The sequence below is a fragment of the Azospirillum humicireducens genome (genome assembly GCF_001639105.2).
Classification (GTDB): domain Bacteria; phylum Pseudomonadota; class Alphaproteobacteria; order Azospirillales; family Azospirillaceae; genus Azospirillum; species Azospirillum humicireducens.
Genome location: NZ_CP028902.1, coordinates 254542 through 276926 on the forward strand (window position 1 = coordinate 254542; position 22385 = coordinate 276926).

Below are 22385 nucleotides of genomic sequence, written 5' to 3' on the forward strand. Positions count from 1 at the left end.
AGTCCCGTCAGCGGGCGGAAATGAGAAGTTCGCCGTCCTTCGGCACGAGCGTCACCGGCAGTACCCGCGGAAGCGAGGCCGCCACGCGGTCGAGGTCGGCGATGTCGTACACGCCGCCGATGCGCATCGCACTGACCTTGCGGTCCGCCAGCCGCAGCGGCTGCGACAGATAGGGATTGAGCAGCGGAATCGCCTCGGCAAGCGTGATGTCGTCGAACATCAGCTTGCCCTCGCGCCAGGACAGCACCCGCTGCGGATCGACGCGCGCCGCGCTGCCGAACCGGCTGTCTCGGGCGAAGCGGCCCTGCATGCCGGGCGTCAGCCGCAAAGGCTCTCCCCCGCCTGCGGCGGACGACGCCACGGTGACCGAGCCTTCGGTCAGCGTCACCGCAAGATCGCCGTCATTGGCCCAGACGTTGAACTTCGTCCCCGTCACCCGGACCTGGTGGCCGGCGGTGAAGACGGTGAAGGGTCGCCCCGCATCCGGCGTGACGGCGAAATAGGCCTCGCCATGGTCCATCAGGACGCTGCGCCGGTCGCGGAACTGGGCATAGAACAGGTTGGTGTGCAGGTTCAGCTCCACCGTCGAGCCGTCGGGCAGCTGAACCACGCGGTGCCGGCCGCCGCCGAGGAAGGCATCGACCCGCCCCGGCAGCACGCCGAAGGACCAGCCCACCGTCCAGCAGACGGCCAGCGCCGCCGCGACGCAAGCCGCCATCGCCCAGCGCCGCCGCGCCGGCCCCCGGACGGCGGCGGACGGCGCCACCGCTGCGGCAGCAGCCACCGGGATTTCGATGGGAGCTGTCGCGGGAACTGCGGTCACGCGCGGGCGCAGGCCGGCGGACAGGCCCCAGATCTCGCGCATCGCATCGAATTCCGCCAGGTGGCGCGGATCCGCCAGGCACCAGCGCTCGAAAGCGGCGCGGTCGGCGTCGCTGACGTCGGACGATTGCAGACGCAGGCACCAGTCCGCCGCCTCTTCGGTCACGCGGTCGTCGTCGGAGGGATGTGACGGAGGCATACGGGCGCGCTCGACTCCGGAAGGCGTCCGCCAGCTATAGGGTAAGCGGGGGCCGGATCGCAAGGTGAAGTGACCCTGCGCGGCGGATGGGCAGGGCAGACATGGGCCGGCATGACGGCTTCCACAAGAAAACGGCTTCAGTTTCGTCCCGCTGGTTCGTCCTAGTCAGGACGGCCGATTTCGCTCCCATCCCGCAGGTTCCCCAATGCCGACCCCCCCCCCTACCAGCTTCAGCGCTCCGCTCCAGCTCCTCCGCCCCTTCTGGCCGCTGCTGACCGCCGCCACCCTGCTGGGCGTGCTGGGCGGCCTCGGCGTGACCGGACTGCTGGCCACCATCAACCGCATCCTGCATGCCGATGAGAGTCCGGGCGCCGGACTCCTGCTCGCCTTCGCCGGCCTGTGCGCGCTGACGCTCACGGGTTCGGTCCTGTCCGACATCGGCACCAACCGGATCGGGCAGACGGTCATCGCGCGGCTGCGCAAGGAGCTGGGCGACCGCATCCTGACGGCACCCATCGACCAGCTGGAGCGCTATCGCAGCCACCGCCTGATCCCGGTGCTGACCCATGACGTCGACACCATCAGCGACTTCGCCTTCGCCCTCGCGCCGCTGGCGGTATCCCTCAGCGTCACACTGGGCAGCCTATGCTACCTAGCGGTGCTGTCCTCGCCGATGTTCCTGGCGACGGCCGCGGCCATCCTGATCGGCAGCGCCGTGCAATATGCGGCGCGAGTCCGCGGCATCGAAGGCTTCCAGGAGGCCCGCACCCACGAGGACGACCTGCAGAAGCATTACCGCTCGCTGGCGGAGGGAGCGAAGGAGCTGCGCATCAACCGGCCTCGGCGGCTGCGGCTGCAAAGCGACACCCTGCGCAGGACCATCGACCGCATCTGCGACATCCAGATCCGGTCGATCACCCTCTTCGTCGTCGCCAAGGGGTTCGGATCGACTCTGTTCTTCATCGTCATCGGTGTGGCGCTCGGCATCGACATGCTGTGGCCCAGCACCGACCGCGGGACGCTGAGCGGCTTCGTCCTGGTCCTGCTCTACATGAAGGGACCGCTGGAGCATCTGATCGGCACGCTGCCCATCGTCAGCCGCGCCCAGGTCGCCTTCCGGCGCATCTCGGACCTGTCGGCGGAGTTCGCCTCGCCGGAACCGCATCTGCTGATGGAGGATGGGGCCGGTCCGCCTGCGACGATCGGCTCGCTGGAACTGCGGAACGCCCGGTACGTCTACCCGCCGGCCGGCCCGGAGGTGGAGCCCTTCGTGCTCGGTCCCGTCTCGCTGAGGATCGGCCGCGGCGAGATCCTGTTCATCGTCGGAGAGAACGGCTGCGGCAAGACCACGCTGATCAAGATGCTGCTCGGTCTCTATCCCCCGCATGAGGGGGAAATCCTGCTCGATGGCCGTCCGGTGACGCCGGAGACGCGGGACGACTACCGTCAGCTCTTCACCACGATCTTCTCCGATTATTTCCTGTTCGACGACCTGATCCCGGCGAGCGGCAGCGTGCCGGAGGACGCCCGGCCCTATCTTGAACGGCTGGAGATCGCCCACAAGGTCAGCGTGGTGGACGGGGTGTTCAGCACCACCGACCTGTCCACCGGCCAGCGCAAGCGGCTGGCCCTGCTCCAGGCCTGGACGGAGAAGCGGCCGGTGCTGGTGTTCGACGAATGGGCCGCCGACCAGGATCCGACCTTCCGCCGGATCTTCTACACCGACCTGCTGCCGAGCCTGAAGGCGCTGGGCAAGACCATCATCGTCATCTCGCACGACGACCGCTATTTCGATGCGGCGGACCATCTGCTCCGGCTGACCGGCGGCAAGGTCGTGGAGGATCGCCAGCCGGCGCTGTGATGCAGCCTCGGTTGGAACACGCCCGGTGCCGGCAAGAAGGAGAGCGCGACGTCAGCGGACCAGCCCGACCGGCTCTCCGGACACCGGATGAGGGATCACAGCCATCGGCAGTCCGTAGATGGCGCCGAGCCGGGCGGGCGTCATGATCTCGGCCGGCGTGCCGCGGTCTATCAACCGCCCGCCATGCAGGGCGACGATCTCGTCGCAGAAGCGGGCGGCCATGTTCACGTCGTGCAGCACCGCGATCACGCCGATGCCGCGCTCCCGCGACAGGCGGCGGACCAGGGCCAGCACCTCCACCTGATGAGCGACATCGAGCGCCGAGATCGGCTCGTCCAGAAGAAGGCAGCCGGCATCCTGTGCGATCAGCATTGCCAGCCACACCCGCTGCCGCTCGCCGCCCGACAGGCTGTCCACCAGGCGGTGGGCGAAGCGTGCGGTGTCGGTCAGCGCCAGCGCCTCCTCGACCTTGCGGGCATCCTCGGCCCGGAAGATGCCGAGCGCGCCATGCCAGGGATACCGGCCGAGCGCCACCAGTTCCCGCACCAGCAGACCCGAGGCGGGCGGCATGTGCTGCGGCAGATAGCCGATCCGGCGAGCCAGGTCCCGCTGTTTCCATCGCTCCAGCGGCTGGCCGTCGAACAGCACCCGGCCGCCGCTGGGATGCTGCTGACGGGCGAGGATCTTCAACAGGGTCGATTTGCCGGAGCCGTTGTGGCCGATCAGCGCCGTCACCCGGCGGGGAAACAGGTCGCAGGACGGCAGGTCGAGCAGGAGGCGGTCCGGCAGGGCGAAGCTCACCCCGTCCAGCCGGAACAGCGGCGCAGATGAAGACGTCATGGGGAAATCCTGCGGTCCGATGAGGATACAGGCGGGCTGCGCCGCCAGTAGGCGACCGCCAGAATGCGGTCGCGGTCGATGCCGCGTCCGCGCAGATGCTCGCGCAGACGGGCGAGGTCGTCGAACTCGCAGGCGATCCAGGCGAACAGGTCGGCGGGGCCGGACGGCAGCGTCAGGGTGCGCACCGCCTCAACCAGCGGCGCCGTGGTTCCGCCCTCTCCACGGTGCAGCCAGCGGACGATGAAACCGGCGGGAGCCCGGAGCGGCAGTTCGTCCGCCGCATCCTCCACCTCGATCAGGGCGGTGCCGCGGGCGGCAGGCGGCAGTTCCTCCAGAATGCGGGCGATGGCGGGAAGCGCCGTCTCGTCGCCGGCCAGCAGATGCCAAGGGGCCGGACGGAGGCCGAGCCCGCAGGGGCCGGACATGCCGCAGAGGTCGCCGGGCCGGGCCCCCATGGCGAAGGAGGTGCCGGGCCCCCCGTCGGCATGGAGGAGGAAATCGATGTCCAGTTCGCCCGCATCGGCGTCGATGCGCCGAAGGGTGTAATAGCGGACCGCGGGGCGTCGGTCCGGTTCGGGCCAGAGCGGCCTCCCGTCCGGTCCGGGGCGCGGCCAGGACGGCACCTCGCCCCCCGGCGGCGGCAGGTAGAGCCGGACATGCAGGTTGTCCGGGGTGGCGAAGCGGGCGAGGTCGGTGCCGCGGAAGGTGATGCGGCGCAGGCGCGGCGTCAGGTCCCGGACGGCGGTGACACGGATCTCGCGGAAGTCGGCGAACAGCGGTCCGGTCTCCACATCGCCGGTCCAGGCGATGGCGGCATCCTCCCCGAGCAGGGCGACCAGCTGTTCGCCGACGGAGGCGCGCAACCGCTCCAAAAGGCCGCGGTCATCCGCTTCGGCCCGCAGATGCAGGGCATCGGTGCCGATGGTCAGCACAAGACGGCCGAACCCGCCTCCCGCCGCCAGCGTGTCGCCCTCACGGGTGAAGGACAGTCCATAAGGCTCGGCGGCGGCGACCAGCCGGCCGGCGGCGGCGGACGGATGGTCGTGGGGAACCGTCGTGTCGCAGGAGAAGCGGGGCATCAGCGCCGTCCCAGCAGCCAGAGAAGAAAGGGTCCGCCGATCACCGAGGCGAGCAGCCCGGCCGGCACCTGATAGGGAAAGATCACACTGCGCCCGAGCCAGTCGGCCAACAGCATGACCAGACCGCCGAGCATGGCGGAGCCGGCGAGATGGGCCGCTGCGCGTTGCAGGCCGATCATCCGGGCCAGATGCGGCCCCATCAGCCCGACGAAGCTCAACGGCCCGACGATCAGCGTCGCCGCCGCGGTCAGCAGGGCCGACAGGCTGAACAGCACGGCACGGCTGAGCGACGGGCCGACCCCAAGGGCGGCGGCCACCCCGCCGCCGAGCGGCAGCAGGTCGAGCCAGCGGGCGACGAAAGGAATTGCGCCGACGCCGAGCAGGGCCAGCGCCAGTGCCACCAGCCCGTCGGTCCATCCCACCATGTAGGTGGACCCCGACAGCCAGGTGACGAGCGTCTGCAGGCGCGGATCCTGTCCGGCCATCAATAGGGCGACGACGACCCCGGAGATGGAGCTGGTGGCGATGCCGGCCAGCAGCAGCCGGTCGGGCGAGAAGCCGTCCTTGCGGCCGAGTGCCAACATTGCCGCAAGGACGGCGACCGCTCCCGCTCCGCCGGCCGCGATCTGCGCGCCACGCCCAGGCGCGTCGGCCGAGAACATCAGCACGACCACGCCGAGGATCGCGCCGGAGGAGACGCCGAGGATCTCCGGCGCCGCCAGCGGGTTGCCGGTCATCCGCTGCAGCATCGCACCCGCCATCGCCAGCATGGCCCCGCCCGACAGCGCCGCCAGCGCCCGCGGCAGGCGCCAGGGCTCCAGCGCGGCAAGCTCGCCGCCGACGCTCCACTCCCAGCCGTCCGGTCCGGTGCCGAAGGCGACAGCCGCCCACAGGGCCAGCGGCAGCAGCAGGGCGGTGCCGGCGAGCACCAGGACAGGCCGGGTCGCCCGTGGCGGCTGGGGAGCGGCGGACATGACCGGCGGCGCGGACGTTCGCAGCCGCGGCAGCAGCCACAGCAGCATCGGCACGCCGAGAACCGCGGTGACGGCGCCCGTCGGCAGTTCACGGTAGGTGATCGGCGCCAACAGCACCAGGGCGTCGGTCGCCCACAGCAGGGCGGCGCCGCACAGGGGCGCCCACAGCATCCGCTGACCCAGCCGGCGGGCGCCGGCCATGCCGACGATGGTCGGGGCGGCCAACCCGACGAAGCTGACCACGCCGACCGCGGCGACGGTCAGCGCGGCCAGCATCACCGCGATCAGCAGCCCGGCCAGACGGGCGCCCACCACCGACAGGCCAAGGCTGCGCGCCCCACCCTCCCCGAGACCGAGCAGGACCAGCGGGCGCAGCACCAGCAGGGCGGCAGCCGCCAGCACGGCCAGCCGCGGCGCCAGGAAGGCGGCCATGCCCCAATCCTGCTGGTCGAGGAAGCCGGCGCCCCACAGGAACAGGCCGATCAGCAGATCGTGGTTGAACAGCACCATCACGCCGCTGACCGAGCCGGCATAAAGGCTGAGGACGAGGCCGGCGAGGACGACGGTCACCGGCGACAGCCCCTTGCGCCAGGACAGCGCCAGCAGCGCCGCCGCCGACAGCCCCGCCCCGGCCAGCGCCACCCATTCCCGCCCCAGCGCCAGCGCGTCGGGAACCCACAGGGTGGCGACCGCCAGCGACAGATGCGCGCCGGCGGAAATGCCGAGGGTGGCGGGCTCCGCCAGCGGGTTGCGCAGCACCTGCTGCAGGATCGCTCCGGCAAGCCCCAGCGCCGCCCCGACCAGCAGGGCGACCACAAAGCGCGGGAACAGCACATAATGGGCGGCCAGCTGGTCGAGGCTGGCCGGATCGGGATCGACCAGCGCCCGCCACCACAGATCGGGCGGCAATTGGCGGTCCAGCACGAGAAGGGAGGCCAGCCCGGCCAGCAGGATGAGGCCGGTCACCGGCCATGCGGGGCCGAAGCGGCGGGCGGCGGGCGGCATCGCGGTGTCAGCCATGGCTCTGCGGAAGCCTTTCGCCGAGCAGGCGGACGAACCGCTCGGCCGTCGGGACGCCGCCATAGAACAGGATGGGCGGCAGGATGGTGACGCGGCCTTCGCGCAGGAAGGGCAGCCCGGCGAACAGCGGCAGGCCGGCCAGCGCCTCCAGCGCCCGTTGGCCTTCGCTGCCGATGTTGACCAGCCCGGCATCGGGCCGCCCGGTCAGCCGGTCCATGGTCACGGTGGCATGACCATAGGGTCCGCTGGGACCGGTCCAGGCATTCCCGATCCCCAGCCGGTCGAGAATCTCCTGATACAGGCTGTTGCGCCCATGGATCAGGACGCGGCGCCCGTCGAGGACGCTGAGGACATAGAGCGGTCGCCGCGCCGTGCCGGACAGGCGGTCGCGCGCCTCCTCCAGCGCATGGTCGAGCCGGCCGACCGCGCGGTCGGCCGCCTCCGGCACGCCCAGATCGCCTGCCAGCCCGCGCAGGGAGGCGATGGCGAAGGCGAGTTGGCCGCTCCACCCGCCGCCTTCCGCAGACCGGGTGTCGAAGGGCTGGTAGAGGGTCAGCGGAGCGATCCGCTCCAGCCGCCCGCGCACCGCCGACAGCATGCCGTCGCTGACGAAACGGGCGGGAGCCAGCCGGTCGAGCAGTTCCAGATTCGGCTCCGCCCGCGCGCCGATGTCCGGAACGCCGTCCGGCACCGCCGGCTCGATCACCGAACGGCGGTAGCGGTCGATCTCCGGCAGACCACGCGGAACGATGCCCAGCGACAGCAGGGCCTGCGCGCTCGTCCAGTCGAGCGCACAGACCCCGCCTGCATCCTTGGCCCGCACCGGCCTCACGCCGCCGGCCAGGAGACCGAACGGCAGCGCGGAGGCCATGCGGAGGAACCGGCGGCGGTCGAGGTCGCCGGCAATGTCGGGCATCGGCCGCAACCGTCGCGCCTTACCAGCTGTACTTCAGCGTCGCCAGGACCTGGCGGCGGTTGCCGTACAGCACGGTGTTGTCGTAGAAGCCCGCCGAATGATACTTCTTGTCGGTCAGGTTGCTGACGTTGAGCGCGACGCTGGCGCCCTGCAGTTCGGACCGCAGCGCGCCCAGATCGTAACGGACGGCGGCATCGACCAGCGTGTAGTCGGGGATGGTCTCGGTGTTGGCCGTGTTCTTGGCCGAGCCGACATAGCGCGCGCCGACGCCGAGGCCAAGCCCGGTCAGCGGACCCGACTTGACGGTGTAGTCGCCCCAGGCCGACGCCATGTGGCGCGGAATCCCCTTCGGACGCAGCCCGACCGAGCTGGCGGTGGAACCGACGGCGGGGTTGTCCTTGGTGATCTCGGCATCGACGAAGGCGTAGGAGGCGATCAGGCTGAACTCCTCCGTCAGCTCCATCTTGCCTTCCAGCTCGATGCCGCGGCTGCGGATCTCGCCGTCCTGCACCGAAAAGCCGCTGAACACCGGGTCGTTGGTGACGACATTCTGCTGGGTGATGTGGTAGAGCGAGGCGGAGATGAAGCTGTTCCAGCCGTTCGGCTGATACTTCACGCCCACTTCGTACTGGGTGCCGGTGGTCGGCTTGAAGGTGCCGCCGCCACGCTGCGGTGCATAGGTGCCGGTGGTCGGCTGGAACGAGGTCGCGTAGCTGGCATAGGGCGCGATGCCGTTGTCGAAGACATAGCCCAGGCCGACGCGTCCGGTGAAGTGATGGTCGCGCGCGGTCTGGAAGCTGCTGGACAGGTTGTTCGTCTCCTTGCCGACCACCCAGTCCTGACGGCCGCTGAGCGTCAGTATCCAGTTCTCGTAGCGCAGCTGGTCCTGCAGGTAGGCGCCGATCTGGGTCAGGTTGCTCTTGCCGTCCACCCAGGGATCGCCATAGAGGAAATCGGTCCCCGGATAGCTCGGGTTGAGAACGTCGATCACCAGCGCGTTCAGCGAATTGCGCCGCGTCTCCCGCCCGATGTAATAGGCATAGTCGACGCCGGCCAGAATGGTGTGCGACACCGGCCCGGTCGATACCTTGCCCTGGACGTTGCTGTCGAGCAGATAGGTCTCGGTGGTCTTCGGACGGTCCTGCACCCCGACCGGATAGAATCGCCCGTTCACCAGCTCGACCGGCCACGCGGTGCTGAAGGCGCTGACGAAGTTGACCCGCGAATGCATGTAGCGGGCATTCTGGTGGAAGGTCCAGTCCGGGCTGATCTCATGCTCCAGCTCGTAACCGATGGTGGTGTTCTGCACCTTCCAGTCGGAATATCCGGGGACACCGAAATAGAGATCGGTGCCGATCAGATCCATCGAGCTGCGCGGAATGCTCTGCTCCGAACCGCTCATCTTCAGCTTCTGATAGCTGGCGAGCAGGGTCATCTTGGTCTTGTCGGTCGGCTTGAAGGTCACGGCCGGCGCGATGTAGACGCGGTCGTCCGGCGCATGGTCGACCTGGCTGTCGGACATGCGGCCGAGACCGGTCAGGCGGTACAGCACCTTGCCGTCGCCGTCCACCGGCCCGCCGAAATCGAAGGCGGCCTGACGGCGGTCGAAGCTGCCGGTCTGCAGCTGGATCTCGTGCAGCGGCTTGTCGGTCGGCCGCTTCGTGGTCAGGTTCACAACGCCGCCGGGCGAGGTCTGGCCGAACAGGACCGACGACGGCCCCTTCACCACATCGACGCGCTCCAGCCCGTAGGGCTCGAAATTGGTGTCGTAGTTGTTGAAGCCGGCCCGCAGGCCGTCACGATAGATGCCGAACAGGTTGAAGTCGCGGAAGCCGCGCATCGAGAAATCCGGGGCGCCGGGACCGCCGGGGTAATCGACCACCGCGATGCCGGGCGAATAGGCGACCGCACCGGCGAAATCCTGCACCGCGCGCTGGTCCAGCTCCTTGCGGGTGACGACGGAGATGGTCTGTGGGATTTCGACAAGCGGCGTCTCGACCTTGGTGCCGACGGCGCTGCGGGTCGCGACATAACCCTCGGTGCCGCCGACGACGCCCTGAACGGAAATCGGCGCAAGCACCATGCCGCCGCCGGTCGCCTGGGTGTTGCCGGCTTGGCCGCCATCCGTCGCCTGCTGTGCCAGACCGGCCGACTGGTTCGCCAGCAGCGCAAGTCCGGCCATCGCTGTCGCCAGCAGGAAGGGCTTCAGACGCCCGCGCTTGCCCGTCGCCGGACGGACGGCCGTTGCGGCCGACCCAACCTCGATCTCCATCTCTATTCCCCCAGTCGAAGCTCCATCGGGCGGGCTCCGCTGCCTGCGAAACCCGTCTCCCGGCTCTAAGACGAAGGGGGTAGGCAAATATTAAGGGGAATTCTTCATGCGCACGGATTTTTCTCCCGACGCCGCCCTCGAGGCTGCCAATGGGGGGTCAGCAGCCCGGTCTTTCCGGCAGCCCGGCAACCGGCGGAGCGGGCGCACAGGATTTTGCCGCGCCTTGTCCCGCATTGCCCTCTGCCGCCGGTGCGGTGCGGCCACCCATTCCGCTAATATCGTAGCCGGTCCAGGCAAGATGGCCCGGCGACAGCAGCAGCGGAGCCCAGATCACGGCCGACAGGACGTTGAAGACCTGAAATTTCCGATGGGGCATCGCCAACATGCCGGCGGTGGTCGGAACCACCGCGCGCAGCGGCCCGATGAAGCGCGCCAGGAACACGCTCTTGCTTCCATGCCGCAGGAAGAAGGCTTCGCCACGGCGGCGCAGGTCGGGCTGCCGGCTCAACGGCCATATCCGGAACAGGCGCTCGCCATAACGGCGGCCCAGCCAGTAGGAGGTGGCGTCCCCCAGGATGGCGCCGCCGGCGATCGCCAGATAGACCGACCAGAAATCGAGAACGCCCGCGCCCACAAGCGCACCGGTCGCGATCAGCATGACGACACCGGGAATGAGAAGCCCGACGAGTGTCAGCCCCTCGGCAAAGGCCATCAGGAAGATGATGGCTTCCGCCCACTCCGCATGCGCTTCGATGAAGGCGGCGAGAGCGGCCCCCTGGGCTGCGAAGTCCGGCAGTCCCGTCAGCACGGCTTTTGCGCCCGCGTCGTCTCGAGCCTTGCAGGACGCTGACTGACGGTGAGCGGTCGATGCAGGTCGGTCATGGGAAGCGTCAAGTCCTTTTCCAGGTCGGTGAAGCCGTCGAATTTCTCAAAGCCCGATCACGCCCTTCAGCGTGAGCGCAGATGGCGGGAACCGGCTTCCCTGCCACGTCTGCGTCGGCGGAATAGCCGAGGTCCAGGCGAACCACAGCTGGACGCGCCCCCACGATCATTCAAGTCCGCCGCGCGCAATTTATCGCGTCGGCATCCGCTGAGCGCTTCGCTTACGCTCGTATCGGGCATTCGTACCCAACAACCAGAGCAGGGCGCGTTCGAAAATTTCGGAGTTGAGGTGATGTGGTGGACGGCCCTTCCACCACATCAGCTCAGTTGGCGGTATCCCCGACAACCGCTTCCGGCTTCAGACTGTTTGCCGCAATGGCGTCGCCCACCGGCTTGGCATTCACATAGCCATCGACCACGCCCGGCTTCAGGCGGGGCAAGGCCGGTGGGGCTGGTGCCGACAATACGTCTTGGGCGGCCAGATCCCGGCTCCGGCACTGGACAGAAAGGCGGAGAGACACTTCGTGAAATGCGCTGTGGCAATGTCGATTGCCGCATGATTGACTGCCCATTGCCAATATAAGCATACTGATTATTTTCAGAGAAAAACATCGTTGATATTCTTTTCACATGCATGCGGCGACGATTGAAGGTTAGCTATCAATTTCATTTCAGAGGCCACCAAACCGTCATTCAATAGTCATTCTGTCGCAAAGCAGCTCTGCGACAGTGCAGCCAAGTCGGTCCTGACGAGGTGAAGCCCGATGCCCTTCCTGCTGATCATGCTGTTTGTCGTGGCGATGGCTTCACCCGGCCGGGCCGAAACTCCTGCCGACCGCCAGTTCGCCATCATCTTCAACAACACCAAGACGGACGGCGGATTCAACGAACTGGCCCTGCGCGGCCTGCAGCGCTTCAAGACCGAAACCGGCATCGATGCGCGCGAGAACATCATCCGCACCGAGGAAGAGAGCGTCCGGTCGATGCGGAATTTCGCGCACTATGGAATCCGCAACATCCTGCTGATCGGCTTCGTCAATGAAGGCGCGGTTTCGACCGTGGCGCAGGAGTTTCCGGACGTGCATTTCACCCTGATCGACGGCCGGGTCGATCTGCCGAACGTGCGCTCCATCCTCTTCCGCGAGGACGAGGCCGCTTATCTGGTCGGCATGGCGGCGGGATTGGCGAGCGGCAGCGGTACGGTCGGCTTCATCGGCGCAGTGCCGATTCCACCGATCAAGCGCTTCGAATGCGGCTTCGTCCAGGGCGTGATGGCGACCCGTCCATCGGCCCGGTTGCTACGCCGCTTCCTCGGCAGCGATGCGAACGCATTCCGCGACAAGGACGCCGCGCACAGCATGACGGATCAGCTGATCGCCGAGGGCGCCGATGTCGCTTTCGCCGCCGCCGGTTATGCCGGGACCGCCGTGTTGGAGAGGATGGCGGCAGCCGGGCATTTGGGAATCGGCGTGGACACGAACCAGAATGTCCTGTTTCCCGGCCATGTCCTGACATCGGCGCTGAAGCGGGTCGACGTCGCCGCCTATCTTGCCTTGCGGGATGCGCATGAGGGCACATGGACCGCCGGCGTGCAGCATCTCGGGCTGGCGGAGCGAGGCGTGGATTGGGCGAGAGACGAGGCCAACGCCAGCCTGGTCGCTGGCCTGGCGCCCCGGCTCGAAACGGCGGCGGCGGAAATCGCCGGCGGAAGGCTGGCCGTGCAGCCGGCCGAACTGGTCGAGGCCTGCCGCTGAATCGAATGCCGCATGTTTGCCGGCAATCCCTTCCGCAACCGGTTCCAAGCAACCATCGAGGTAAGCCATGCCATCGCCTGCGGATGATCTCGCAGTCCAGTACCGAAAGTCCTGGCTGTGACCATGCAGGGTTCATCCGCTCGGGGCGCTTCGGCGGTTTCCGGCGCTTTTGCGCGGATCGGCGCCGCATTCTCGGAAAGCCTGATGATGCGGACCGTCGGGATGATCTGCCTTCCCCTGCTGCTGGCGGTCGGCCTGGCGGTGGTGGTTGCGATCAGCTATTCCAGTCGGGACGCCCGGACTGCGCTGGAGGCCAGGGCCCGGCAAACGGTCGCTCTTCTGGCGGGCGGGGTCGGTGACGCGCTGTGGAACGTCGACCGGCTTGCGGCACAGGCGATGCTGCGTCCTCTGTCCGATGACCCTGATTTCGTCGGCGCGATCATCGTCGAAAGCGGCGGTTCGGTCTTCCTCAGGCTGGGGGATGCCGGCCCGTCGCGCCATGGGCTGATCGTGGAACAGGTTTCCCTGATCAGACCCGCGGCGGGGGGACAGGCAGCGGGACAGGCAGGGGAGCCGGGCGCGGGGCAGCGGATCGGGCAGTTGCAGCTCTACCTGACGACCGCGCGTGCGGAGCAGATCATCAACAGCCGGGCCTGGGCGATCGCCTGGAGCGGATTGGGCCTGCTGGCTGCGGTGTGCTGCCTGCTGGCGGCCATCGTCCGTGGCGTCACCCTGCCCATCCATCGGATGACCGACTGTATGGCGATGCTGGCGGCCGGACGGGTCGATCTGGAGATTCCGCGGATCGACCGCCGGGACGAGGTCGGACGGATGGCGGCGGCGCTCGGCACCTTGAAGCAGCATGCGGCGGAGCGGTTGGAGTTCATCGAGCGTCAGGCCCGCCATATGGAGGTGATCGAAGAGATCGTCGCCAAACGCACCGAGGAGCTGAGCGCTGCTCTGGAAACCCTGAAGCGTGCGCAGAACGAACTGATCCGCTCCGAGAAGCTGGCGGCGCTCGGCGGCATGGTCGCCGCCATCGCGCACGAGATCAACACGCCGATTGGAAGCGGTCTGACGGTCGCGACGACGCTTTCCGAAAAGGTCACGGAGTTCCAGGCAATTCTGGAGGGAAAGGAGCTGCGTCGGTCGGTCATCCGGGCCTATTCCGGCAGCTTCGGCACGGCCAGCCAGCTTCTGGTCGGCAATCTGCTGCGCGCATCCGAGCTGATCGGCCGGTTCAAGCGCGTGGCCGTCGACCAGACCGGCGAGCTGCGCCGCCGGTTCGAACTTGATGTCGTCTGTGGTGAGGTCGTCGCCATGCTGCGGCCGACCTATAGGCATTCCCCGGTGTCCATCGATCTGAAGCTGCCCGCCGGGGTGGTCATGGACAGCTTTCCAGGGGCCCTCGGCCAGGTGCTGACCAATCTGATGACGAATGCCATGATCCATGGCTTTGCCGACGCGTCGGTGGCGGGGACCATCACCATCGCCGCGGTGCTGGAGGAGGATGGCCGGCATGTGGCCTTGACCGTGGCCGACGACGGGGCAGGCATTCCGGTGGCGGTTCTGCCGCGCATCTTCGACCCGTTCTTCTCCACCAAGCTCGGGTCGGGCGGCAGCGGGCTCGGTTTGCACATCGTCTACGCGATCGTCATGCGGGTTCTCGGCGGGGTGGTGGCGGTGGAGAGCCAGATCGGCCAGGGAACCCGCTTCTCAATGGTCATGCCGCTGGTGGCTCCGCGACAATCCGGGCATGACGCCGCTGAAGAGACGGTGGCCATGCCGTCCTGACTTGACCGGTGGTCCCGGCCCAGGGTTCAGGACACCGTTGCGGGCCGACGGACCGGCGCGCTGTCCAGAAGCCAGCGTTCGAACTGCTGGGCCGGCATCGGCCTGGCGTAGAGATAGCCCTGCGCGGCGTCGCAGCCGAGCGACCGCAGGATCTCCTCCTGCTCGGCCGTCTCGACCCCTTCGGCGAGGACGGTCATTCCCAGTTCTTGGCCGACCTTCACGATGGTCGCGGCAATGCTGCGGCTTTCCGGGTGGGTTCCGAGATCCGTCACGAAGGAGCGGTCGATCTTGAGAACGGAGGCGGGGAGCTGCTGCAGCCGCGACAGCGACGAGTAGCCGGTGCCGAAATCGTCGATGGCGATGCTGAAGCCCATGCCGCGCAGCGTCCGGACGGTCGCAAGAACCTGGTCGTTCTCCATGGCGTGGCTTTCGGTGATCTCCAGTTCGATGTCGCGCGGCTCGGCGTTGCAGGCGGTGAGGATGCGGTCGGCGCTGCGGACGAAGCTGCCATCGCGCAACTGCCGCACCGAGACGTTGACCGCCATGCGAAGCCGCCCGACGGAGCCGTCCCGCCACTGGACCTGATGCAGGCAGGCCTGCCGCAGGACCCATTCGCCCAGACTGAGGATGTGGCCGGCGTCTTCGGCAACCGGGATGAACCGGTCGGGCCTGACCCAGGTTCCCTCCGGCAACTGCCAGCGCAGCAGGGCCTCGCTGCCGAAGGCGATCCCGTCCGACAGGGCGATCTGCGGCTGGTAGACAAGGGAGAATTGTCCGTTGGCCTGCGCCTCGGCAAGGCGGCTGACCAAGGAAAGCCGCCCGCTCAGTTCCTCCTCCATCGCCGGGTCGAAGCGCAGGATGCGGCCACGCCCGCCGCGCTTGGCTCCCTTCAACGCCATCCCCGCCCGGCGGACCAACCGATGGACATCCGGCTCCCGGTCGTCGGCCAGGACATAGCCGCCCGAGATGCGGATATCGATGGGGTGCCCGTTGATGGTGAAGGGATCGACGAAGCAGAGTTCGATCGCCCGGACCAGATCCCGGTGATCGAGCGGCTGTTTCAGCCAGACCAGCACCCCGAACATGTCGCTGGCGATCCGGCTGACCGCGTGCTGGTCGCTGAACACCGAGCACAGACGGTTTGCAACCGCCAGCAGCAGCCGGTCGCCCGTCTCATGGCCGAGACCGTCATTCACCGACTGGAAATGGTCGAGGTCGAGGAGAAGGACCGTCAGCACGCCGCTCGATGCGGACTGTTGCGCGATCCGGCTGCCGATCTCCTCCAGGAACAGGGTGCGGTTGGGCAACCCCGTCAGCGTGTCGTGGTAGGCGAGCGACCGGACATCGTCGAGGAGGGAGACATTGTCGAAGCCAAGCGCGACATTGGAGCAGAAGACCTCCAGCAGGCGCCGGACGTCCGGGCCGATCTCCCGGCCGGTTGCGACATAGATGGCAAGATCGTCCCCGGATTGGCCGGGAATATAGAGCACCGTGACGCCGTCCAGATAAACGCTCCGCTTTTCCTCCAGCGCCGAAGCGATCAGCCTGCGCAGCGGCTCGTCTTCCATATGGCTGAGGCGCGTGCCCGACAGATGGAGGAAGGGGCCGGCCGCCGCCAGGATGAGCGGCTCCCCGCCATCGTCGACCCTGGCCGCCGTCGATGGCGCCACACGGGCGAGGACGAAACCGCTCGCTTCGACATCGAGAAGGCCGCCGAGCTGCAGCAGGATGCCCTCGCAGAAGGAGCGCAGGGAACTGCGGCGGAACAGTCCTGCCGAGGCCGCGATGATCCGCTCCAATCCCTTGCGGCTCACCTCCAGCGCGTGGATGTGGCTGTAGGCGCGCAACGCCGTGAAAAGCGAGGTCAGCAGACGGTTGCGCGTCATCTCCGACTTCGTTCTGTAATCGTCGATGTCGTAATCGCGGATCACCGCCAATTCCGGCGCGTAGCCCGGTTGGCCGGTGCGGAGGATGATCCGCAATGCGGTCAGCTTCAGTTCCTCCCGGATGATGCGGACGAGTTTCAATCCGGCATCCGGCGTTTCCATCACGACATCGAGCAGGACGACGGCGAAATCGCTGTCCTCCCGCAGGATGGCATAGGCTTCCGCAGCGGAATTCGCATGGGTCAGCTCCAGCCGGCGACCGAGGATCTCCAGATCGTGAAGCGAGTAGCTGGTCGATGCATGCACGATATCGTCATCATCGACCAGCAACAGACGCCATACCCTCCCAGGTGTCGCTCCATCGGTCCGTGCCTCATCCTCGATTACGTCGAGCACGTCGTTGTCAGAGGATGTTTCCATCGGCGACCGCCCGAATCCCACCTGTTCCAATGGCGCCAAATTATGATCTCGAACGATGTGCAGTCATGACGGATGAGTGAAGATTATGTGACGGCCAGGGAAACGGATGGGCGAAGGTCTTTTGCCCCATCGTCAAGGCCGTCCATCTGCCACAGCAGCAGGGTCTTTTGGGATTGCCAAGCTCGGCTGGATGACTTGCCAACTCACGACGATGCCCGGCTCCGGCGCAGCCGGACCTCGAACAGGGCCCCGCATTCGGAAGGCAGCAGGGCGATGCTACCGCCATGGGCCTCCACCAGACCGCGTGCGATGGTGAGGCCGAGGCCGGTGCCGCTGCGCTCGCGCGCGGTGGTGAAGAAGGGGACGAAGACGAGGTTGGCATTCGCCGGCGAGATGCCGGGCCCGTCGTCGGCGACCCGCAGGATCGCCCGTTCCCCCTCGGCCCGCAGGGTGACGGTCACCTGCGCATCCGCGCCGGCATGATGCCTGGCATTCTCGATGAGGTTCGCCAGGACGCTTTCCAGGGACTCCTGACCGATGGCGACCGGCAATGACGACGGCAGGGAGGTTTCCGCGCCATAGCGGTCGGCCAGACGGGCGGCGACCGGCACGGCATCGGTCACAGCGTCGTCCGTTACCGTCATCACGTCGGCGCGGGCCAGTTCGAGCAGACGGCGGACGAGGCGGGACAGCCGTCCGGCTTCGGCGTCCATGTTGGCGAGGAAGCGGTCCCGGTCTGCGGGAGGCATGCTGTCCATGTGGTCCCGCAGCAGTTCGACGGTGCCGCGGATGGTGGTCAGAGGCGTCTTGAATTCGTGTGAGACATGGGCGGCGAAATCGCGGATGTAGTCGGCCCGCTCCTCCAGCGTCCTGGCCATCCGGGTCAGCGCATCCGACAGTTCGGCGACCTCGCGCACCACCGGGCGCGGCAGCGGGACCATCACGCCCCGTTCGCCGTCCGCCGTGCGTTTCGCCATGCCGGTGACCGTCCGGAGCGGGCGGGCGATGGCGACCGTCCCCAGCCGCACCAGCACCCCGACCGACACGAGCAGCAGCACCGCCAGCCCGGCAAGGTGCCAGCGCTTGCCGTAGAGGGTGTCGGCGATGCTGCGCGGCGTGCGCGATACCACCACCACGCCGACGACGCGCCCGTCGTCGAGCACGGGCTGGGCGGTGAAGACCCGCACCGACCGGCTCCGGTCCGGCACGGCCGGGCCGTTCTGGCTGCTGGCGTTCCGGCCGCTGGAGTAGCCCTGGCGTTCGTGGCCCGTGCGTTCGCGCAGGACACTGGCGGCCTCGCCGGCAAGGGCGCGGCGGACCTCGTCCTGCCGCGCCAGGGACAGGCCCATCTCTTCGCCGGTGCTGGCGACGACCACCCCCTGGTGATCGGTGACCCTCATGCCCGCCAGGGTGATGCGCTGCGCCTCGCGCAGGATCGGGCCGAGGGTCGATCCGGCAATGGCGGCCGCCGGGTCGGTCGCCATCGCCGGGACGGGATCGGGGGCCGGGGGAAGGATCGGGTCCTCGGCAAGGTCGAGGCTGGCGAAACGCGGCGTCCAGGGCGGGTCGAAACCCGGCGGGCGTGTCCAGACCGGATCGACCGGGGGGCCGAACGCCTCCGCCCGGCCGCCGGCCCGGCGCCAAGCATCGCGGTAGAAGGCCGCGACCACGCCGGCCTGGGCAATCAGTTCCGATTCCGTCTGGCGGATCAGGGCACTTTCGTAGAGACGCAGGATCCAAAGGCCGCTCAACGGCAGGACCAGCGCCGCAAAGGTCATGACCAGCAGCACGGTCCCGATGGACGGTCGCCGTCTGGACGGCGGGCTCATCGGCAGTCCGACAGCTTGTAGCCCAGCCCATGCACGGTTTCCACCGGGGCGCCGCCCACCGCCTGAAACTTGGCCCGGACCCGGCGGATATGGCTGTCCACGGTGCGGTCGGCCACATAGCGTTCGGTGGCATAGGCGCCATCCATCAGCGCGTCGCGGCTGAACACCTTTCCCGGCCGGTCGGCAAGGGTGCGCAGAAGGCCGAACTCCGTGGCGGTCAGCGCCACCTCCGTCTCGTCCCAGAAGGCGCGCACGCCCTCCGGGTCCAGGCGCAGGCGGTTGTGGCGGAGGACGGGTTCCTGGACCGCCGGTTCCGGCGGGACCATCCGGCGCAACACCGCCTTGACCCGCGCCGTCAGTTCGCGCGGGGAGAAGGGCTTCGTGACGTAATCGTCGCCCCCCAGTTCGAGGCCGAGAATCCGGTCGATCTCGTCATCGCGCGAGGACAGGAAGATGATGGGGACCCGGCTTTCACGGCGGAGCCGGCGGCACACCTCGGTGCCGTCCATCTCGGGCATGCCGATGTCCAGCAGGATCAGGTCTGGCGCTTCCCCCAGGGCCAGCGCCAGCCCCCGGACGCCGTCCCCGGCCTCGATGACGGCAAAGCCCTCCCGCTTCAAGGCGAAGCGGACGATGTCGCGGATGTGGGGATCGTCGTCGATCAGCAGGATCTTGGTCATGGCACCGCAACCCTACCCGATAATCTGCACAAGTTCTGCACGGAGATTCCTTGCCGGCTGCACGGCGGCGTCATCGCCTCGGCAAGCCGGGACGCCACGCTGGGGGCCTGTTCTTCTTCCCCTCCTGGAGTGTCCGAATGACCGTGTCGCCCGATATCCCCCCCGCTTCTCCATCCGGCCTTGCAACGGCCGGGTCGGGTCCGTCGCCCATGCGCCGAAACCGTCGATCCGCGAAGTTCCTGCAGATCGTCCTGCTCCTGGCGGTGACCCTCATCGCCGGCCTGCCGGTCTCCGGGATCATCGGGGAACGCACGGACCGGCAGTCCGAGATGCAGGAGGAGATGATGCGGAGTTGGAGTCCCGAACAGACCGTTCGGACGCCGGTCCTGGCGGTTCCCTATCTTGCCGCCGACGGCAAGACCCGCGGCTACCTGAAGATCGCGCCCGCGACCCTGGCGACGCAGGCGGCCCTGGTGCCGGAGCGCAAGAGGCGCGGCCTGTTCTCCGCGACCGTCTATACCGCGGCCCTGGAGATGACCGGCACATTCGCGGTCCCGCCAGCCCCCAGCCTCGAAAAGCTCGTCGGGCGCGGCAGCTCCATCTCCTGGCAGGACAGCGTCTTCCTTCTCCAGGTGTCGGGGCTGGCCGGCATGACGGCCGAGGACCATGTGGTCTGGAACGGGGAGACCATCCCCTGGCGGGGTTGCCAGGAGTTGGTCGCCCGAGCCGAAGACTGCTGGGGCGCCGCGCTCGCCGCCCGTCCGACGATGGCGGCGGCTCCTGCTACGAGCGTGGAGATGAAGTTCCAGGCGACGGTGACGCTGCGTGGCACCGGGGCCTTCCATCAGACCCTGGACGGCCGGCAGGCCACCGCGGTCATCAAGGCGCCGTGGCCGACGCCGAGCTTCGTCGGCACCGTGCTGCCGTCGGACCCCTCCGTGACCGCCGACGCCTTCGAAGCACGGTGGAACGTCTCCGACTATTCCAGGCCGCCGCTCCGCTCCGATGCGGCACTGCTGGACTCGGCCGAAGCCCGGTATCTCCCTTCGGTCGGCGTCGAGTTGCTGGAGGCGGTTCCCACCTACCGGATGATCAACCGCGCTTCGAAATATGCGAGCCTCTTCGTCGTGCTGTCCTTCACGGTCTATGCGCTGTTCGAGCTTCTTGCCGACGTGCGCATCCACATCGTCCAATATGGACTGCTCGGCCTGTCGATGACGCTGTTTTCCCTTCTGCTGGTGTCCTTTGCCGAACCGTTCGGCTATATCGCCGGCTACTGGATCAGCGCAGCGCTCGTCCTGGTCCAGGCGACGGCCTATACCGCGGCCGTCACCCGGCGCACAGGGCCGACCCTGGTCTTCGCAACGGCGCTTGCGAGCCTGTTCGGCTTTCTCCACCTCCTGCTCGGCCTGGAAAACTACTCGCTGCTGGTGGGGACGATCGCCTTGTTCCTGGTCCTGTCGGCGGTCATGGCCGTCACCCAGCGCGTGGACTGGCAGGGAGAGGAGCCGTGAGTGCCTTAGCCTGGACGGTCCGTGTCCTGCGGGGAAGCGTCTGCCGGGAAGCCGCGTGGTGGGGTGGCGGACTGCTGTTGGCCTTTGCGGGAGCCAACATCCACGACCCCTACATGACTCCGGTCAAGGGCTGGTCGCTGCCCCTGATCGCAGCGGCAGGGCTGTGCGCCCTGCTCGTCCTGTGGTGGACGGGCGTTGGCCGACGGCCGATGCTCGCACTGCTCTGGCTGGCGGTGCCCTTCTGCGCCGTCGGTGCGGAAGCCGTGTTCCAGATCCGGAAGGCGCAAATCCTGTCGTTGGCGGACCCCTCCGCGGTCGAGCTCGGCCGGCACTTCATCGTCGGCTACCGGCAGGTCGAGGAGGTCGAAGCGCTGGCGGCGCGTGGGCTGATCGGCGGGATCTTCGTGTCCCGTCACAATCTGGCCGGACGCTCTGCCGAAATGCTGCGCGACGAGATCGGTCATTTGCAGGAGATCCGGCGGCGGGCCGGGCTGCCTCCGCTGGCGGTGGCAGCCGATCAGGAGGGCGGCATCGTGTCACGGCTGTCGCCCTGGCTGCCGCATCGGGCCGCTCCTTCGGCTCTGGCGGAGCTGCCGTCCGATGAGCGCCGCGCCGCCGCGTACGCTCTCGGGCAGGCGCATGGGCAGGACCTGCAGTCAATCGGCGTGACCATCAACCTCGCGCCGGTCCTTGATCTGCGCCGCGACCATCCGCCCGATCCGTTGGATTTCCACAGCCTCATCGCGCAGCGGGCGATCTCCGACGATCCGGAGGTGGTGGCCGAGGTCGCGACGGCCTACGCCGGGGGTGTCGCCGACGCTGGCGTCCGGCCCACGGCCAAGCATTTCCCCGGTCTGGGTCGGGCACAACGCGACACCCATCATTTCCGCGCCGTCATCGGCGAACCGCGCGAGGTGCTGGAGGCAACGGACTGGCGGCCTTTCCGCCATGTGCTGGCCGCCGATCCGCAGACCCTTCTGATGGTCGGCCATGCCATTGTGGAGACCGTCGATCCCGACCGGCCGGCATCCCACTCTGGGCGGTTGGTCGACGGGGTGATCCGCCGGGACTGGGGTTTCGACGGCCTGATCGTCACCGACGATATGGTCATGACCCCGGTTTATCAGTACGGACTGTGCCGCGCGGTGGTCGAAGCGCTCAACGCCGGTGTGGATCTCCTGCTGTTCGCGCTCGACGGCAGCCAATTCTACCGGGCCATGGCCTGTGCCGTGGATGCCGGGAAACGCGGCCGGCTCGATCAGGCGGTCCTCGCGGCGAGTGACAGGCGCTTGCGGGATTCCGGGCAAACCAATGCCATTGGCAGGCTTGGCGGCGTGAGCCGGAAGATCGGCGCATGGCCATTCCCGCATTGGAGTCCCACCATGTCCCGCCTGCAGGCGTCCGGACGGCCGTAGGACTTCAGGCGCGCAATGTCCTGGAACTGGACCTGCCCCGCCGGAGTCTTCATCACCCCAGCAATCCCCAGGCCTGTTCGGTCCGGCCGGTCAGCATGACGCACGCTCTCCGGCGTCTCCGGACAGGTCCAGTTTACCCTGACCGTTGATTTATGGCGGAAATCCAGAATTCAGACTGCGGCAAGTAAATGTCTGATTGCTTGATGAACTGGTCGTAATACATCTTAT

Annotated in this window: 15 protein-coding genes; 5 read left to right on the top strand and 10 right to left on the bottom strand. The window is 67.9% G+C overall.

Features of this window, described 5'->3' with window-relative positions; genetic code table 11:
* Window positions 1-7 precede the first annotated feature (7 nt).
* Entirely contained in the window at window positions 8-1021 is a 1014-nt protein-coding gene (locus A6A40_RS15740; protein WP_108546872.1) for a FecR family protein, read from the bottom strand.
* A gap of 205 nt (window positions 1022-1226) precedes the next feature.
* On the opposite strand from A6A40_RS15740, the gene A6A40_RS15745 reads away from it, so the two are divergent.
* Window positions 1227-2882, top strand: coding sequence for a cyclic peptide export ABC transporter (locus A6A40_RS15745; RefSeq protein ID WP_108546873.1), 1656 nt, complete (start codon window positions 1227-1229; stop codon window positions 2880-2882).
* Between the two features lie 51 nt (window positions 2883-2933).
* On the opposite strand, the gene A6A40_RS15750 is transcribed toward A6A40_RS15745, so the two are convergent.
* The 6 genes from A6A40_RS15750 to A6A40_RS15775 form a co-directional block, all read right to left on the bottom strand.
* Entirely contained in the window at window positions 2934-3722 is a 789-nt protein-coding gene (locus A6A40_RS15750; protein ID WP_108546874.1) for an ATP-binding cassette domain-containing protein, read from the bottom strand.
* Window positions 3719-4801 (bottom strand): siderophore-interacting protein, encoded by a 1083-nt coding sequence (locus tag A6A40_RS15755; protein WP_108546875.1) that lies wholly within the window; start codon window positions 4799-4801, stop codon window positions 3719-3721. Before A6A40_RS15755 ends, A6A40_RS15750 begins: the two co-directional genes overlap by 4 nt.
* Window positions 4801-6795 (bottom strand): Fe(3+)-hydroxamate ABC transporter permease FhuB, encoded by a 1995-nt coding sequence (gene fhuB / locus A6A40_RS15760; protein ID WP_108546876.1) that lies wholly within the window; start codon window positions 6793-6795, stop codon window positions 4801-4803. The genes A6A40_RS15755 and fhuB overlap by 1 nt, the downstream gene beginning before the upstream one ends.
* Window positions 6788-7711: an ABC transporter substrate-binding protein gene (locus tag A6A40_RS15765; protein WP_108546877.1), complete on the bottom strand. Its 924-nt coding sequence runs from the start codon at window positions 7709-7711 to the stop codon at window positions 6788-6790. The genes fhuB and A6A40_RS15765 overlap by 8 nt, the downstream gene beginning before the upstream one ends.
* A 19-nt stretch (window positions 7712-7730) precedes the next feature.
* Window positions 7731-9983, bottom strand: coding sequence for a TonB-dependent siderophore receptor (locus tag A6A40_RS15770; RefSeq protein ID WP_108546878.1), 2253 nt, complete (start codon window positions 9981-9983; stop codon window positions 7731-7733).
* Window positions 9984-10140: 157 nt separating this feature from the next.
* Window positions 10141-10791 (bottom strand): DedA family protein, encoded by a 651-nt coding sequence (locus A6A40_RS15775; protein ID WP_108546879.1) that lies wholly within the window; start codon window positions 10789-10791, stop codon window positions 10141-10143.
* 838 nt (window positions 10792-11629) lie between these two features.
* Here A6A40_RS15775 and A6A40_RS15785 point away from each other — a divergent pair.
* Entirely contained in the window at window positions 11630-12619 is a 990-nt protein-coding gene (locus A6A40_RS15785; RefSeq protein ID WP_108546880.1) for a BMP family ABC transporter substrate-binding protein, read from the top strand.
* 204 nt (window positions 12620-12823) lie between these two features.
* The gene (locus tag A6A40_RS15790) at window positions 12824-14413 is read left to right on the top strand and encodes a sensor histidine kinase (protein ID WP_236783823.1); all 1590 of its coding nucleotides are present in this window, start codon (window positions 12824-12826) and stop codon (window positions 14411-14413) included.
* 26 nt (window positions 14414-14439) lie between these two features.
* On the opposite strand, the gene A6A40_RS15795 is transcribed toward A6A40_RS15790, so the two are convergent.
* The 3 genes from A6A40_RS15795 to A6A40_RS15805 form a co-directional block, all read right to left on the bottom strand.
* The gene (locus A6A40_RS15795) at window positions 14440-16629 is read right to left on the bottom strand and encodes a putative bifunctional diguanylate cyclase/phosphodiesterase (RefSeq protein ID WP_236783824.1); all 2190 of its coding nucleotides are present in this window, start codon (window positions 16627-16629) and stop codon (window positions 14440-14442) included.
* 293 nt (window positions 16630-16922) lie between these two features.
* Entirely contained in the window at window positions 16923-18548 is a 1626-nt protein-coding gene (locus A6A40_RS15800) for a sensor histidine kinase (protein WP_108546882.1), read from the bottom strand.
* The gene (locus A6A40_RS15805) at window positions 18545-19228 is read right to left on the bottom strand and encodes a response regulator transcription factor (RefSeq protein WP_108546883.1); all 684 of its coding nucleotides are present in this window, start codon (window positions 19226-19228) and stop codon (window positions 18545-18547) included. Before A6A40_RS15805 ends, A6A40_RS15800 begins: the two co-directional genes overlap by 4 nt.
* A 209-nt stretch (window positions 19229-19437) precedes the next feature.
* On the opposite strand from A6A40_RS15805, the gene creD reads away from it, so the two are divergent.
* Both creD and A6A40_RS15815 read left to right on the top strand, forming a co-directional pair.
* Window positions 19438-20742, top strand: a complete 1305-nt coding sequence (gene creD / locus A6A40_RS15810) for a cell envelope integrity protein CreD (RefSeq protein WP_236783825.1) — start codon at window positions 19438-19440, stop codon at window positions 20740-20742.
* Complete coding sequence (locus tag A6A40_RS15815) at window positions 20739-22157, top strand: glycoside hydrolase family 3 N-terminal domain-containing protein (protein WP_211112037.1); 1419 nt, start codon at window positions 20739-20741, stop codon at window positions 22155-22157. Before creD ends, A6A40_RS15815 begins: the two co-directional genes overlap by 4 nt.
* Window positions 22158-22385 lie beyond the last annotated feature (228 nt).